Source organism: Acinetobacter sp. NyZ410 (assembly GCF_022828975.1).
GTDB classification, from domain to species: domain Bacteria; phylum Pseudomonadota; class Gammaproteobacteria; order Pseudomonadales; family Moraxellaceae; genus Acinetobacter; species Acinetobacter guillouiae.
In genome coordinates this window covers 583,345-598,780 of record NZ_CP094620.1, presented here as the reverse complement: position 1 = coordinate 598,780, position 15,436 = coordinate 583,345, and the positions used below count along the sequence as shown (strand labels likewise).

The following is a 15,436-nucleotide window of genomic DNA, read 5'->3' as shown; positions in this document are numbered from 1 at the left end:
CCTCCATCCTTGCTTTATTCTTTTAATATGCAAGATTTTGACCCGCATTATTCTTTCAAATTCGTGATACGTATGAATTCTGTATCACATCAATGTCCTTATTGTTTCATTCTTACAGATGTGTGATTTATACGCAATCGCTAAATTGACCGTTTATCCAGTTTAAATGGCAAAAGATTTTGCAAGATATTTAACGCTTCAACGCTGCAAAATAAGTTTATTTCAGTGAAATACTTCCTTGGCTTTACTTAGACTGCTACTATCAAAGGGAAATTTTTAATGATCAAATAAACTGCTATGCAAGACTCAATTGAACAGTATATGCAAACTGTAGGGAAGCAAGCACGCCAAGCCGCTAGTGTTTTGGCAGGCGCAACTACACTTGCAAAAAATAATGCCTTATCTGCGATTTATACTGCTTTGGAAAATAGTCAACCGCAAATCTTGGCCGCCAACCAAATTGACATGAGCAAAGGTCGTGACAATCAATTGGATAGTGCTTTACTTGATCGTTTAGAACTCAACCCCACACGCTTTAAAGGGATGTTACAAGGCTTAAAAGATGTCATCAGCCTTGTCGATCCGATTGGTGAAATCACGGATCTTGCTTTCCGTCCAACAGGTATTCAGATTGGTAAAATGCGCGTGCCTTTAGGTGTGGTCGGTATGATTTATGAATCACGCCCAAACGTTACCCTTGAAGCTGCCTCTCTTGCGTTAAAATCTGGCAATGCCATCATTTTACGTGGTGGCTCTGAAGCATTGAATTCAAATCAAGCAATTGCTGAAGCCATTCAACATGGTTTAAAAGCAGCGGGCTTACCAGAAACTTGTGTACAAGTGATTAACACCACTGACCGTGCTGCCGTGGGTCAATTGATTACCATGTCTGAATATGTCGATGTCATCGTACCTCGTGGCGGTAAAGGCTTGATTGAACGCATTACCAATGAAGCAACCATTCCTGTGATTAAACATCTCGATGGGAACTGCCATGTTTTTGTTGAGGCGCAGGCCGATCTACATAAAGCACTTCCTATCGCATTAAACTCAAAAACACATCGTTATGGTGTGTGTAATGCAATGGAAACATTGTTGGTTGATGAAAAAATTGCGGAAGAGTTTTTACCCCGTATCGCTGAGCTTTATGCAGAAAAAAACGTTGAATTACGTGGCTGTATCAATGTTCAAAAGATCTTAGGCAATACTGTAAAACCAGCCAGTGAAGAAGATTGGTATGAAGAATATCTAGGTCCAATCTTGGCCGTGAAAATTGTGACGGGGATTGAAGAAGCCATTCAACATATTAACAAATATGGCTCACATCATACCGATGCAATCATCACTGAAAACTTTAGCTTAGCGCGTCAATTCTTAACCCGTGTAGATTCAAGTTCAGTTATGGTCAATGCTTCGACGCGTTTTGCTGATGGTTTCGAATACGGTTTAGGTGCTGAAATTGGTATTTCTACCGATAAAATTCATGCCCGTGGTCCAGTCGGTCTTGAAGGTTTAACCTCGCAAAAATGGATTGTTTTAGGCGATGGTCAAATTCGTCATTGATTCCAAGCTTGAATAACTCGACTCAGCATTTATCTCAAACATAAGTGCTGAGTTTTTATTTTTAATGCACAGTAAAAACATCAATCAATTTAAAATTTTGATAAAAAATATGTGCTTGTCTTTTAGAAAAACGCAAAGATTGCCTTTGGATAGGACAAGATTATTTACAAGAAATTATAGAATGCAGATAGATTAAAACAACAATGAGTGATAATTTTTAACAATCAATTGATAAATATTAATTATTAATCAATATCAGGTCGATAGTCCAAAAGTCTAATCACCTAAAGTCTATCTAGGACAAAAAAACTACACATGGTACAACATGACTGCTGATCTAATTTGCCCTTTATAAACAAGCATAATCAGATCAATCAGGATGACTTTTTTAAATTATAATTTCGGGTATTCAAACGTGTCTACATCAGTATTAGTAATTAACTGCGGATCTTCATCAATCAAATATGCGCTTGTTTCTGAACGTCGTGAAGATCGAATCTTTGGTTTAGCAGAAAACCTAGGCTCTGCTGATGCACGTATTAAAGGAATCACGGCGGGCAATCAACCGCTTGAGCTTTCAATTCCCTATGCAGACCATGAAAAAGCTTTAGAAACCATCTTAGGGCGTTTATCACAGTATAAACCTCAAGCCATTGGACACCGTGTTGTTCATGGCGGTACCTTAACCAAAGCTGAGTTATTGACGCCTGAAATTGTAGAAAAAATTCGTGAAGCAACACCACTTGCACCACTGCATAACCCTGCTCATTTAGTCGGTATCGATGCGACAATGCGCCTATTCCCTGAATTACCGCAAGTTGCAGTATTTGATACAGCATTCCATCAAACCATGCCTGCACATGCATATCGTTATGCTTTACCAAAGTTCCTGTATACACAACACAATGTTCGTCGTTATGGTTTCCATGGCACCAGTCATGCCTATGTTTCTGAACGTGGTTCTGAACTTGCGGGTAGCTACAAACATGGCGGTTGGTTAACAGCACACTTAGGCAATGGTAGCTCAACTTGCGCCATTTGGAATGGTCAAAGTGTCGATACCTCCATGGGACTGACTCCACTTGAAGGTGTGGTCATGGGTACCCGTAGTGGTGATGTTGATCCAAGTATTCATAGCTTCCTTGCTTCAAATCTGGGCTGGGACATCTATAAAATTGATAAAATGCTGAACAGTGAATCAGGCTTACTGGGCTTATCAGATCTTTCAAATGATATGCGCACCTTGATTGAAGCCTCAGAACAAGGCAATGAAGATGCGACTTTGGCGATTGAAGTATTCTGTTATCGTTTAGCCAAATCACTTGCGGCATTAAGTTGCAGTTTACCGCGTATCGATGGTTTATTCTTTACTGGCGGTATTGGTGAAAACTCTGCCTATATTCGTGAAAAAACCATTGCTTACTTACCGCACTTCGGTTTCAACCTCAGCAAAGAACAGAATGATGGTTTAAAACGTGGTACAGAAGGTCGAATTGATGCTGGAACAGGTCCTCAAATTTGGGTCATACCAACCGATGAAGAAGGTCGTATTGCCAAAGAAACTGTTCATGTTGTAGAACACGAGGTACAACAGGCCGCAAAAAAGCCTGAATCTGATATTGCGACAGCTTAAGCTGTCGTAAGTTTTGAACGAGCTTTGGGTATACCTATTGAAATAGCAGCATACTCAAGCTCGTTATTACAATTGATCTTGACCAGATTTTGATATAAAGCTGTTTTGTAATCGCTTAAGCTGGCATAAATATATAAACCAGCCTTGTAGATGAATATCGTTTTGCGATCACTGTATACACCACCAAAAAGATGTTGAGTGAAGCAGATGATTTGAGATATTCATCTTCAATTTATCCATGAATTCACATATTTTTACTGATTAAAGAATCGTCTATGAAAACAATTTTATTGGTTCCAACTGGGGAAGGCGTAGGTTTAACGTCTGCGTGTTTAGGTTTAGTCTATGCATTGGAATGCCAAGGCGTTAAAGCAGGCTTTGTAAAACCATTTTCACAAGAATTAGTTGCTGAACCAGACCGCACCACTGCGCTTTACCGTCATATCTCAAAATTAGATACGGTTGAACCGATAGCTTATGCAAAAATCACACAACAGCTCAATGATGGTGAAACTGATGAGCTCCTTGAAGAAGCGGTCAGCTTACAACGCCAAATTGCAAAGTCCCATGACATTGTGATTGTAGAAGGCTTAGTCCCTACTGCACGTGATGCTTTTGCCAGTGATTTAAATGCCTCTTTGGCGCAAGCTTTGGATGCCAAGGTTATCTTTGTCAGTAATGCCAATATCGAAAAACCAGAACAAACTGCTGAAAAAGTTGAAGCACAAGTACGTAATTTTGGTGGTGCATCATCATCGCGTAATGCAGGCGTATTGTTTATGCGTACCCGTGGTCTACCTGCTGAATCTGCACAAATTCCGGTGACCATTGATCCAAGCTTACGTTTAGTTGCAGATACTGAAAAATTTAAAACTGAAATTCAAAAAACTCATGCACACATTGGCTCAGCAACATTTCCAATTATTGGCTTAGTTCCATTCAGTGACACCTTGAGTGTGCCTCGCATCTCAGACTTAGCAAAACAAATTCAAGCCACGTGGATTAATCAGGGCAAAGCCAACACACGCCGTGTATTGCACAGCAGCTTAATTGCTTCAAATATTGAACATGAGTTACAAAAATTCGTTGCAGGCGAACTGATTATCAGTGCTTCTGATCGTATTGATGTATTATTGGCCAGTAGTTTAGCCACCAGCAATGGCATTCCACTCGCAGGTTTAGTTTTAACTGAACATCATGAACCAAATCCATTGGTTTTAGAGTTCTGCCAGTCTGCAATTAAAAATGGTCTACCGATTTTACATACACCACTCAGTACCTTTGAAACAGCACAGCAACTTGCCAATTTAAGCAATGAAATTCCTGTGGATGATACTGAACGTGCCGATCAAGTGACCCGCTTCGTTTCAAGCCATATTGATCCAGAATGGTTAACCCAGATGTTGAATGGTGACTATAAACCTCGTTTATCCCCTTCTGCATTCCGTCATGAATTGGTACAAAAATCTATTGCTGCAAAAAAACGTATTGTACTGCCTGAAGGCGATGAACCGCGTACCATTCAAGCCGCAGCAATTTGTCAATCTCGTGGTATTGCGCAATGTGTATTGTTAGCAAAACCTGAAGCGGTACTTGAAGTCGCTAAAGCACGTAATATTGAACTCCCTGTGGATTTAGAAATTATTGATCCAGATCTGATTCGTGAAAACTACGTGACGCACATGGTTGAATTACGTAAAGGTAAACTCAACGAATTACAAGCACGTGAACAACTGCAAGACACTGTGGTACTCGGTACAATGATGCTGGCACTTGATCAAGTCGATGGACTAGTTTCTGGTGCTGTACATACCACCGCCAATACAGTGCGCCCTGCATTCCAGCTGATCAAAACTGCACCAGAATACTCTTTGGTCTCTTCAATCTTCTTTATGCTGTTGCCAGATGAAGTTTATGTATATGGTGATTGTGCAATCAATCCAGATCCAGATGCTGAGCAATTGGCAGAGATTGCAATTCAATCTGCAGATTCGGCAAAAGCATTTGGTATTGACCCACGTATTGCCATGATTTCCTATTCAACCGGTACTTCAGGTGCAGGTGCGGAAGTTGAAAAAGTTGCAAAAGCCACGGAAATTGCCAAACAACGTCGTCCAGATTTACTGATTGATGGCCCTTTACAATATGATGCTGCATCTGTTGAAAGTGTTGGACGCTCTAAAGCACCAGACTCTCAAGTTGCTGGGCGTGCCAATGTATTTATCTTTCCTGATCTCAATACAGGCAATACCACCTATAAAGCAGTTCAGCGCTCTGCCAATGTGGTTAGTGTTGGTCCAATGCTGCAAGGTTTAAATAAACCTGTAAATGACTTGTCGCGTGGTGCATTGGTAGATGATATTGTCTTTACCATTGCATTAACGGCGATTCAGTCAGAACAACAAGCTGCACATTAATGCTGATCTACTAGACATAAAAAACCACCCAAATCAATTGGGTGGTTTTTTATAATATACTGACCAAAAATTCATAAATCAGTCTTTATGATACTGATATCCCCATCGATTCAATTGCTATTATGGCAATCAGACAGCTTTATTTTCAATGAAATTAAAGCTTAGAAGAAATAGTTCACGCGGAATAAATAATTTCGTGGAGTACCTGGCATAGAGTCTGAACGCCAGTATTCTTTATCTGTTAAATTATTCACAGCAACCGTCGCGCCCCATTTATCATCTTTATAACCAATTGCAGCATCGACACGAGTCCAGTCTGGCATTTTGATCAAATTTTTATCCGTAGTGTAATAAGAACCAACATAAGTCGCCCCCACTTCGCCGTACCATTTCTCTGTCGGTAAATAACGAACAAATAGATTGCCTGTATTTTCAGAAACTTTTGCTAGTTTTTTACCGTTTAAAAGATCTCCTTCTTTTACACCAGTACGACTATCGCTTTTCCATTTCGCATCGGTATAGCCATAGCCACCTCGCACATAGAGATTATCGAGTACTCGACCGATAAAGCTAAACTCTACGCCTTGTGATTGTTGTTTTTGCCCTACTTCCCATTCGTTCGGTCTGTTCACCGCGTCTGGCTGATAGCGTATATTATTTTTAGTAATATCAAAGATAGAAAGCTGAGTATTTAAACGACCATCCAACCAATCACTTTTTACCCCAATTTCATATTGCTCATTATATTGAGGCTCAGCATCATATAAACTTGGATTTACTGTTGTACTTACTCCTAACAATTTTCGACCACCATAAGGTGAAAAGCTTTTACTATAAGAAGTATAAAAACTTTGACTTTCTATAGGCTGCCAAACGAAACCAATATTTGGACTTACACTATCATCTCGATATGATCTTTTACTTTGATTACGAACATCATTGGTTGCAAAATCATAACTATCATAGCGGAGACCTAGCATCATTTTATATTTTTCATTGAATGAGATTAGATCTTGTAGGAAGAAACTTAAAGAGCTTGCATCGGTTTTACTATGTGTAGTTTCTTCTGGACGAGAACCATTGAGCTTAGACCAACCATCAGATAAATAATTATCAGAAGTATTAAATGGATCGACATAACGATAATAAAGCCCCGCCTTATCACCACTTGAATAGTTCCCAAGAATTGGCTCTCTTTTTTCAATTGACCAATCACTACCAAACATAACTTTATGATCTAAAACACCTGTTTTAAACTGTCCTGTAATATCAAAGGTATTCATTAAAGTTTTATTGGTGGTTTGCTGCCAAGCATAGTTTTGACGTATTTTTCCTTGCCAATTACATGTTTTGCCATCATTTTGTAACCCAGCTGCTGAACACCATGTTCCACTAAAGAAGTTATCAAAATCCTGAAAAGATTCACGCTGACTCAATGCCCAATGGAATTTCCAATTTGGTGCAAATTCATATTTCAGATCAGTTCTAAATGATTTTGTTTCATCAACAATATTATCATTGCTTCCAGCAAAACCTGTTTTAATGGAAACCCCAGCAGGCAGTTCATTATAGACTGGACCACGATCAGGTGTTCTATTTAAATTATCGTAAGTAAATTCGGTCGTCCAAAGTAGTTTTTCATCATCGCTACGATAAGTGATACTTGGTGACAACATCTCCTGATTAAAGCCAATCCCTGAACGGAAGCTATTGGTATCGGACTTCTCACCAACCAAACGTACAGCCCAGTTATCATTGAGTGCCTTATTAATATCAATGATTCCACCAACATTATCATAAGAACCAACATAAGCTCCAACTGAACTTTTTGAATCAAAATTAGCAACTTTAGTCACCATATTAATCACACCACCACCCGAACTTCGTCCATATAGTACTGATGCTGGCCCTTTTAAAATTTCAATTCGTTCAACATTGGCAGTACTGCGTCGGTATTGCCCGCTTTCACGCACACCATCACGATAGATATCATTCTCATCAGCATTAAATCCACGAATAGAGATTCCATCATTTCTTGTATCATAGCTGGTTGAAACGCCTGGTGTACCTTGTAACATGATACTTAGGTCATTTGCACCATAAAGCTTATATTTCGAAACATCAATTGTATCAACAGTTTGAGGTATATCTTTTTTATCTAAACCATTTCTCGTAACATTGGCTTGTTTATAGTCCACATATGTTTTTATTGGATCCCCATCAGCCATTGCCTCAATGACAATCGTGGGAAGCGTTGCTGTGCTTTTTTTCTGTTCTTCACTGCTATCTGTATTTGCAAATGTTAAAGAGGAAACGAAAAGCCCTCCCGTCGACAGCATCATTAAAGTTAAGCTTTTTTTAACAAAAGGCATAATTACACCGAAAACATAATGAGAATAGTTATCATTATAATACAATTTCTCACCAAAATTTACAATAACATGCTAATTTAACTACAAAATAATGATAGGTAAAAAAATAAAACGTGAAAAGTGAATTAAATTAACTAAGATTGCTTTTACTTATTTAGAAATTAAACTAAAAGATAACTTTAATACTTACAATTAAAATATATGAATCTCTTAATTTGAGAATCTTAAAATTTTTATATATTTTTTATTTATTGCTTAATTTATTTTCATCTAGGTATTTTATATTCGCTTGGCTAACCAAACAGTATGCCCTGTACAATCTCGGTCTTCAGCAATCATCTTTATCACTTCAAAATTATATTTTTTAAATAGTTCATGATACTCAGCGGATGATAAGCTGGCATGATACAGCGCATCACCAAACATCTCTCCAACCGCTTCACCCTGTGATGGTCCACTGGTAAACATTAAAGCAGCGCCAGCTTTTGTATATTGATCAAAAATTTCAAACATATCTCGCTGATTTTGTGGTGTAAGATGAAAAAAGCTATCCCAAGCGAGTATTGCATCAAATTTGCGATCTAAATCTACTGTTCGCATATCAGCTAAAATCCAAGTGTGATCAGGAAAATTCTGTTTCGCCATTTCAATCATCACATCAGAACTATCAACACCTGTCACAGTATTCGCTTGCTCAATCAAATAAGCTGCAATTGGCTTTGCTGAACCACAACCCAAGTCAAGAATATGGGAGTGAGCGGGAATTAAAGTTAAAAAGCGATCCAACCACGCTTTTTCATAAAGAAATTCCCCGCGTAATTCAGTCCATGCACGAGCATACTTTGTATAAATTTCAATAATATTTTCCGCAAGATGCGTATAGTTTTCCATGTTGTTGTTATTTAGCCCAAGCTTTTGACTCAATAGAGTATAGAGCTTTTCTCACCCTGTAAAATCTGAAATTTATTTCAATACGGCTTTATCATCATTTATATAAAAAGTAGAAAAGTTGACTTGATCAATCAAAATATAAGCTAAGTTTCTCAAATAAAATCATAAAACTTTAGGCTGAAATTAGATCTAAGCCACCACAAAACAAGCAATATCACGTATAATTTAGCCCGCTAGCTAACAGCCCGCTCAAGAGATTTTTGATATGACAACTATTATCAAACAAGATGACTTGATCACATCGGTCAAGGACGCGCTTCAGTTCATTTCGTACTATCATCCACAAGACTTTATCCAAGCGATGAGCCGTGCTTATGATCGTGAAGAGAACCAAGCTGCAAAGGATGCAATTGCACAAATCTTAATTAATTCACGTATGTGTGCAGAAGGTCATCGTCCAATCTGTCAAGATACTGGTATTGTTAACGTATTTGTTGACGTGGGCTTAGATGTTAAATTTGATTTAACCATGAGCTTAGATGATGCGATCAATGAAGGTGTACGCCAAGGTTATTTAGAAAATAGTAACGTACTCCGCGCTTCAGTTTTAGCAGATCCTGCTTTTGGTCGTAAAAATACCAAAGACAATACACCTGCTGTAATTCACTACAAACTCGTTCCAGGCAATAAAGTCGATATTACTGTTGCAGCGAAAGGTGGTGGTTCAGAGAATAAATCTAAACTGGCAATGCTTAACCCTTCTGACTCGATCGTAGATTGGGTACTTAAAACTGTACCAACGATGGGTGCAGGTTGGTGTCCTCCAGGAATGCTCGGTATTGGTATTGGTGGTACTGCTGAAAAAGCCATGATGCTTGCGAAAGAATCGCTCATGGAAGAAATCAATATGGACGAGTTACTTCGCCGTGGTCCACAGAACCAAATCGAAGAACTGCGTATTGAAATCTTTGAAAAAGTAAATGCATTGGGTATCGGAGCACAAGGTCTTGGTGGTCTAACCACAGTGCTTGATATCAAGATCAAAGACTACCCTTGCCATGCTGCTGGTAAACCAGTCGGTATGATTCCAAACTGTGCTGCAACTCGTCACGCTCATTTCCAGTTAGACGGTTCAGGTATCGCACATATTCAAGCGCCTTTACTTTCAGATTACCCAGAAGTGACTTGGGATACTTCAACATCTAAACGTGTTGACTTAGACAATATCACACAGGAAGAAATGAACTCATGGCAACCGGGCGATACATTATTATTGAACGGTACCATCTATACAGGTCGTGATGCTGCGCATAAACGCATGGTTGACATGTTGAATAAAGGCGAACAGTTACCTGTAGATCTTAAAGGTAAATTCATTTACTACGTGGGACCTGTAGATCCTGTAGGCGATGAAGTTGTAGGCCCTGCTGGCCCAACAACAGCAACACGTATGGACAAGTTCACACGTCAAGTCCTTGAAGCAACAGGCTTGTTCGGTATGATCGGTAAAGCGGATCGTGGCCCTGCTGCTGTTGAAGCGATCAAAGACAATCAAGCAACTTATTTGATGGCTGTTGGTGGTGCTGCTTATTTAGTATCTAAAGCCATCCGTGAAGCAGAAGTTGTTGCATTTGCTGACTTAGGTATGGAAGCTATTTACAAATTTAAAGTACAAGACATGCCTGTATCTGTTGCAGTTGATGTCAATGGTACTTCTATTCATGCGACTGCACCAAAAATCTGGCAAGCCAAAATTGGTAAAATCCCAGTGGTTGATGCTGTTGCACAATAATCTGATCTAAAGCTTAGATTAAGCTTGAGCATCACTTAAAAAGCACTCTATGATTAGAGTGCTTTTTATTTTGAGTCAGATCATGAACTTTATAAAATATATTATTTTTTCTGGGTTATTTGTATGCTTGATCTCTATTCAAAGTTTTGCCTCAAACACAGATAGTGATGCCATTGACCCATTAGCGCAAGGTATCATTACCAATCAAATATGGCGCCTACAATACAATGAAAGTGCAAAACGGATCTATCAAAATCAAGCAGAAAATCTAATCAAAAACGGATCAAGTACAATAGAGCTCACTGATAAAGAAAAACAAATCATTCCTCAAATTGTAGAGATTTATCAGGCAATACCAGAAAATATTCTCCGAGATCCACAATTTATCGCCCAAACCAAACAAATTCTTTTAGAATCGTTAAGTTCTCAAGAAATTGATATGCTCTCTCAGCGTGATACAACATCAAGCCAAGAGCTGTACACAAAACTTGCCAATATTGACACAGAAATATTCCTAGAAAGCAATGCTGCTATTCATAAGGCAGTCAATGACCCTCAATTTATCCAACAATATCGCAATAAAATTGGAGAAATTATTCAGCAACTGCATCATTTAGATGAAAATAAATAATGGAAAACCTATGAAAATTAAGCAGTTCGTTTTAACTTTAAGTTTATGCTGTATCACAGTGTCAAGTTTTGCATCTCCAGCAACAGATAAAAGTGTCGACAAATTGATGCAGCTCTCCAATATCTCAGAGATTTTCAAACAAAGTACTCGTGATATGCAACCCTACTTTGACGATCAAGCAGAAGCTCTTGTTCGGCAAGTGACGGGGGCTCAAACATTGAATATCGATCAGCAAAATGCAGCACTACAAATTAGTGCGCTGTATAGTGATATTCAACAACAGCTGGTGACTGACCCTGAATATCTCAACATGTTTAAATCATTATTTAAAAAGACCTTTACTGAAGAAGAAGTTCAAGCCAATATCGCTTTTTTAAGTACACCGATTGGACAATCTATCAATCAAAAGATGAACACGCTTATGACAGAAGTCATGCAAGAAACCGCAAAGTTTTCTCAAGAAAAAATGCTAAAAGTAGAAAATCAAAAAGCCCTGAAAGAAAAAATGGAAACGATTTTAAAGCCAATTCTTCAAGTTGAATAAGCTTTTACTCAACCATTTTATGATGTGAATTACAACCAGAACTTATATAGGTATTTTATGAAATTACTCCAACACTTACTACTTGCAAGCGCATGTATCAGCACAAATTTTGCTTTTGCAGCGCCCGCTTCAGACCAACAAGTTCAACAATTATTAAAAGTCATGAATATTGATGAACTGCTACAAGAAACCATACAACAAATTCGCCCTCAGTTGGATCAACAAGCTTACCAAATCATTCAAATGACGGTAAAAAAAGATCAGCTCAACCCACAAGAACAAATTGTCGCCAATGAGCTTGCTGACAAAATGTATGAGCAAAGTAAAAAAACCATTGCTTGGGATCAAATCAAACCTGTTTATCTTAAGATTTATAAAGACATATACAGTGCTGAAGAAGTTCAAGCTCAAATTGATTTTTATTCAAGTGCAATTGGACAGTCTATTTTGAAAAAAACACCTCAAGTTGCTCAAGAAACCATGAAAGTCATGAACAGCCAACTGATTAAAAGTGTACAAACCGCATCTGAAGACTTTAAAGAAGTGACTAAAAAACTAGATGCTTTAAAAAAGGCCGCAAATACTCAATAAAACAAATAAGAAAAGAGAGCCCCGCTCTCTTTTCTATATCAAGCATCCTCTAGCGATAGATTACCAAGTCATTGGGTTCCAAAGTTTAAACTGCTGCCCCAAATGCACATCATCACTCACTTTGTACGGTTCACCTTTGATTTTTTCTTTAGGTTTGATCACACGACCATCTGCAGTCACTTCAGCGACAAAATTAAGACCAGGGGTTTTCAATTGAGTCATCGCAATTTCTTTGAGTCCTTGTCGGGTAGGCATTTGCATTAAAGGCCCTACACGTAATAACCCTGCTTCACCATTGGGTCCACCGCGAAATTTTTCTTCTTCATATTTGACAAAATATTGCCCGCCAGCTTCCACTGAGAAGTAAGCAACTTTGGGTTTCTGGAAATGAAAAACCGTTAATGGGCGACTGAGACTTAATTTATAGTCACCTTCAGCCAGTTCAATCCAGTAATAATGATTACTGATTAAGCTTGGAATTTTCTTACCATTCAGAAAAAAATTGTTTGGAATAATTTCTTGTCTATTCCAACGACTGTCTGGTCGATAAAAATACACAATTGCAGCTTGAGGATTCTGTGGTTTAACCAGCTTAAAGTATTGCCCCGGCTTTTGATTGACCCAAGATCCGGTAGAGAATGATGCAACTTTATATTGTTCAAGCTTTTCATGAACCAACGAATCTTCTTTTTTGAAATCGATTGGATCTAAAGTTGAAACAACTTTTGCAGGTTGCTGTTCAACAGATTGATGACTTTGACAAGCTGCCAACCCACAACTGATCAAAACGACTAGACCGATGTAACGCATGATTTTCCCTCACCGCGTATTTTTTATTTTCGTTTTTAATAAACCCTATTGTCTACAGCCAGCTTAACATTTCAATGACCATTTAAAAATAAAAAACGTGCAAATAGTCAAGCTACTTGCACGTTTCAGATGAATTGCACTGAGGATGTATCAGAATCCAGCTTTTAAGCTGATTTTGTATCCAATACCTTCAAATCTACTTTTTCAACTTCAGTATTTTCATGCTTTGGTTGACGTTCAGATTTGAACTCTGGTGCAGCTTTATCGTTAATCACTGCTTCATTGATAATCACAGTACCAATGTCTGAACGACTTGGTAAGTCATACATGGTTTCAAGCAATACATTTTCTAAAATAGAACGCAGACCACGCGCACCTGTATTACGCTCTAACGCTTTTTTCGCGATCGCACGTAAAGCAGAGTCTTCAAAAAGAAGGTCTACATTTTCCATCTCAAAAAGATATTGATACTGACGCGTTAATGCATTTTTTGGTTCTGTTAAAATCTGCATCAAGGCTTCTTGATCAAGCTCTTCAAGTGTTGCAATCACAGGTAAACGACCAATGAATTCTGGAATTAAACCAAATTTCACCAAATCTGCAGCTTCAACTTGACGGAATAATTCAGATACTTTCTTACTATCGTCTTTATTCTTTACGTCTGCGGTGAAGCCAATGCCACCTTTTTCTTGACGTTGTTGCACAACTTTTTCAAGACCAGAGAATGCACCACCGCAGATAAACAAGATATTTGCAGTATCGACTTGAATAAACTCTTGCTGTGGATGTTTACGTCCACCTTGAGGCGGAATTGACGCAACCGTACCTTCAATCATTTTCAACAATGCTTGTTGCACGCCCTCGCCAGACACATCACGTGTAATCGAAGGGTTTTCAGATTTACGGGTAATCTTGTCAATTTCATCAATGTAGATAATGCCTTTTTGTGCTTTTTCTACATCGTAATCCGCTTTTTGCAAAAGTTTCTGAATAATGTTTTCAACATCTTCACCAACATAACCAGCTTCGGTCAAAGTTGTTGCATCAGCCATTGCAAAAGGTACATCAAGCAAACGCGCAAGTGTCTGTGCCAGCAATGTTTTACCTGAACCTGTCGGTCCAATCAGCAAAATATTACTTTTAGCAATTTCAACGGCATCTTTAGGCTTGTGACCTGTTTGTGATACTTTTAAACGTTTGTAATGGTTATACACTGCAACTGAAAGTGTTTTCTTTGCTGTGTCTTGACCAATTACATACTGGTCCAAAGCCGCACGAATTTCATGTGGTTTTGGCAATGGACGTGTTGCCCAATCGCCTGTTTCCACCTGTTGACTCGTTTGCACTAAGTCTAAGCACACATCCACGCATTCATTACAAATATATGCGTCCTCGCCTGCGATCAGCTTACCGACTTCAGACTGCGTTTTACCGCAAAATGAACAATGCTTTTGTCCTTGAGGAAGATCGGACATTTTCACTCCAAATTCTTAAATCTTATCTATAAATGTTTAGTCTTGAGGTCGTTTACTTAATACCTGATCCACTAAACCATATTCTTTTGCTTGCTGTGCAGTCATAAAATTATCACGATCTGTATCTTTCGCGACAGTTTCGTAATCTTGACCACTATGTTCAGCCATTAAACGATTTAAACGTTCTTTGATGAATAAAATTTCACGTGCATGAATTTCAATATCCGATGCTTGACCACGGAAACCACCCAATGGTTGGTGAATCATCACACGCGCATTTTCCAAGCAATAACGCTTACCTTTTGCACCAGCATTTAATAAGAAAGCCCCCATAGATGCAGCTTGACCCATACAATAGGTCACGACATCAGGCTTAATAAATTGCATCGTATCGTAAATTGCCATACCAGCAGTCACTGAACCACCAGGTGAATTGATATATAAATGGATATCTTTATCTGGATTTTCAGCTTCTAAAAACAACATTTGCGCGACAATAAGATTCGCCATGTTGTCTTCAACTTCACCAGTTAAAAAAATCACACGTTCACGTAAAAGACGTGAAAAAATATCGAAAGAACGCTCACCACGTGAAGATTGTTCTACGACTACTGGCACCAAAGCGCTTTCAATTGATGGAACATACATACGTTATTTATTCCTGAATTCTTGTTACTTCACTCATGTTCACAATATGAGGGATAATTGCTGAAAATG

12 protein-coding genes are annotated in these 15,436 nt (G+C 38.5%); 7 read left to right on the top strand and 5 right to left on the bottom strand.

Annotation, left to right across the window (positions count from 1 at the left end):
• Positions 1-297 precede the first annotated feature (297 nt).
• From MTO68_RS02850 to pta, 3 genes are all read left to right on the top strand, one after another.
• Positions 298-1,563 carry a glutamate-5-semialdehyde dehydrogenase gene (locus MTO68_RS02850; protein ID WP_004818916.1) on the top strand — a complete coding sequence of 422 codons (1,266 nt, stop codon included), beginning with the start codon at positions 298-300 and terminating at the stop codon, positions 1,561-1,563.
• A gap of 415 nt (positions 1,564-1,978) precedes the next feature.
• Entirely contained in the window at positions 1,979-3,196 is a 1,218-nt protein-coding gene (locus MTO68_RS02845) for an acetate kinase (protein ID WP_244014936.1), read from the top strand.
• Positions 3,197-3,471: 275 nt separating this feature from the next.
• Positions 3,472-5,613 (top strand): phosphate acetyltransferase, encoded by a 2,142-nt coding sequence (gene pta, locus MTO68_RS02840; protein ID WP_244014935.1) that lies wholly within the window; start codon positions 3,472-3,474, stop codon positions 5,611-5,613.
• A 161-nt stretch (positions 5,614-5,774) separates the two neighbouring features.
• On the opposite strand, the gene MTO68_RS02835 is transcribed toward pta, so the two are convergent.
• Positions 5,775-7,985 (bottom strand): TonB-dependent siderophore receptor, encoded by a 2,211-nt coding sequence (locus MTO68_RS02835; RefSeq protein ID WP_244014933.1) that lies wholly within the window; start codon positions 7,983-7,985, stop codon positions 5,775-5,777.
• A gap of 279 nt (positions 7,986-8,264) precedes the next feature.
• Positions 8,265-8,876, bottom strand: coding sequence for a class I SAM-dependent methyltransferase (locus MTO68_RS02830; protein ID WP_244014931.1), 612 nt, complete (start codon positions 8,874-8,876; stop codon positions 8,265-8,267).
• A 265-nt stretch (positions 8,877-9,141) separates the two neighbouring features.
• On the opposite strand from MTO68_RS02830, the gene MTO68_RS02825 reads away from it, so the two are divergent.
• The 4 genes from MTO68_RS02825 (at position 9,142) to MTO68_RS02810 (ending at position 12,434) form a co-directional block, all read left to right on the top strand.
• Positions 9,142-10,668, top strand: a complete 1,527-nt coding sequence (locus tag MTO68_RS02825; protein ID WP_244014929.1) for a fumarate hydratase — start codon at positions 9,142-9,144, stop codon at positions 10,666-10,668.
• A gap of 82 nt (positions 10,669-10,750) precedes the next feature.
• Positions 10,751-11,299, top strand: a complete 549-nt coding sequence (locus MTO68_RS02820) for a hypothetical protein (RefSeq protein ID WP_244014927.1) — start codon at positions 10,751-10,753, stop codon at positions 11,297-11,299.
• Positions 11,300-11,309: 10 nt separating this feature from the next.
• The gene (locus MTO68_RS02815) at positions 11,310-11,843 is read left to right on the top strand and encodes a DUF2059 domain-containing protein (protein WP_004726539.1); all 534 of its coding nucleotides are present in this window, start codon (positions 11,310-11,312) and stop codon (positions 11,841-11,843) included.
• A 57-nt stretch (positions 11,844-11,900) separates the two neighbouring features.
• Positions 11,901-12,434, top strand: coding sequence for a DUF2059 domain-containing protein (locus tag MTO68_RS02810; protein WP_096732970.1), 534 nt, complete (start codon positions 11,901-11,903; stop codon positions 12,432-12,434).
• A gap of 60 nt (positions 12,435-12,494) precedes the next feature.
• Here MTO68_RS02810 and MTO68_RS02805 read toward each other — a convergent pair whose 3' ends face one another.
• The 3 genes from MTO68_RS02805 to clpP form a co-directional block, all read right to left on the bottom strand.
• The gene (locus MTO68_RS02805; RefSeq protein ID WP_004726536.1) at positions 12,495-13,244 is read right to left on the bottom strand and encodes a DUF2846 domain-containing protein; all 750 of its coding nucleotides are present in this window, start codon (positions 13,242-13,244) and stop codon (positions 12,495-12,497) included.
• Positions 13,245-13,408: 164 nt separating this feature from the next.
• Complete coding sequence (gene clpX / locus MTO68_RS02800) at positions 13,409-14,719, bottom strand: ATP-dependent Clp protease ATP-binding subunit ClpX (protein WP_034609735.1); 1,311 nt, start codon at positions 14,717-14,719, stop codon at positions 13,409-13,411.
• A 36-nt stretch (positions 14,720-14,755) separates the two neighbouring features.
• Positions 14,756-15,367 carry an ATP-dependent Clp endopeptidase proteolytic subunit ClpP gene (gene clpP, locus MTO68_RS02795; RefSeq protein ID WP_004726532.1) on the bottom strand — a complete coding sequence of 204 codons (612 nt, stop codon included), beginning with the start codon at positions 15,365-15,367 and terminating at the stop codon, positions 14,756-14,758.
• Between the last annotated feature and the right edge of the window lie 69 nt (positions 15,368-15,436).

What these genes read in the sequence shown, in the direction of transcription:
- MTO68_RS02850 (WP_004818916.1), top strand. Translation starts at nt 298, where the DNA reads ATGCAAGACTCAATTGAACAGTATATGCAAACTGTAGGGAAGCAAGCA.
- pta (WP_244014935.1), top strand. Translation starts at nt 3,472, where the DNA reads ATGAAAACAATTTTATTGGTTCCAACTGGGGAAGGCGTAGGTTTAACG.
- MTO68_RS02835 (WP_244014933.1), bottom strand. Translation starts at nt 7,985, where the DNA reads ATGCCTTTTGTTAAAAAAAGCTTAACTTTAATGATGCTGTCGACGGGA.
- MTO68_RS02830 (WP_244014931.1), bottom strand. Translation starts at nt 8,876, where the DNA reads ATGGAAAACTATACGCATCTTGCGGAAAATATTATTGAAATTTATACA.
- MTO68_RS02825 (WP_244014929.1), top strand. Translation starts at nt 9,142, where the DNA reads ATGACAACTATTATCAAACAAGATGACTTGATCACATCGGTCAAGGAC.
- MTO68_RS02820 (WP_244014927.1), top strand. Translation starts at nt 10,751, where the DNA reads ATGAACTTTATAAAATATATTATTTTTTCTGGGTTATTTGTATGCTTG.
- MTO68_RS02815 (WP_004726539.1), top strand. Translation starts at nt 11,310, where the DNA reads ATGAAAATTAAGCAGTTCGTTTTAACTTTAAGTTTATGCTGTATCACA.
- MTO68_RS02810 (WP_096732970.1), top strand. Translation starts at nt 11,901, where the DNA reads ATGAAATTACTCCAACACTTACTACTTGCAAGCGCATGTATCAGCACA.
- MTO68_RS02805 (WP_004726536.1), bottom strand. Translation starts at nt 13,244, where the DNA reads ATGCGTTACATCGGTCTAGTCGTTTTGATCAGTTGTGGGTTGGCAGCT.
- clpX (WP_034609735.1), bottom strand. Translation starts at nt 14,719, where the DNA reads ATGTCCGATCTTCCTCAAGGACAAAAGCATTGTTCATTTTGCGGTAAA.
- clpP (WP_004726532.1), bottom strand. Translation starts at nt 15,367, where the DNA reads ATGTATGTTCCATCAATTGAAAGCGCTTTGGTGCCAGTAGTCGTAGAA.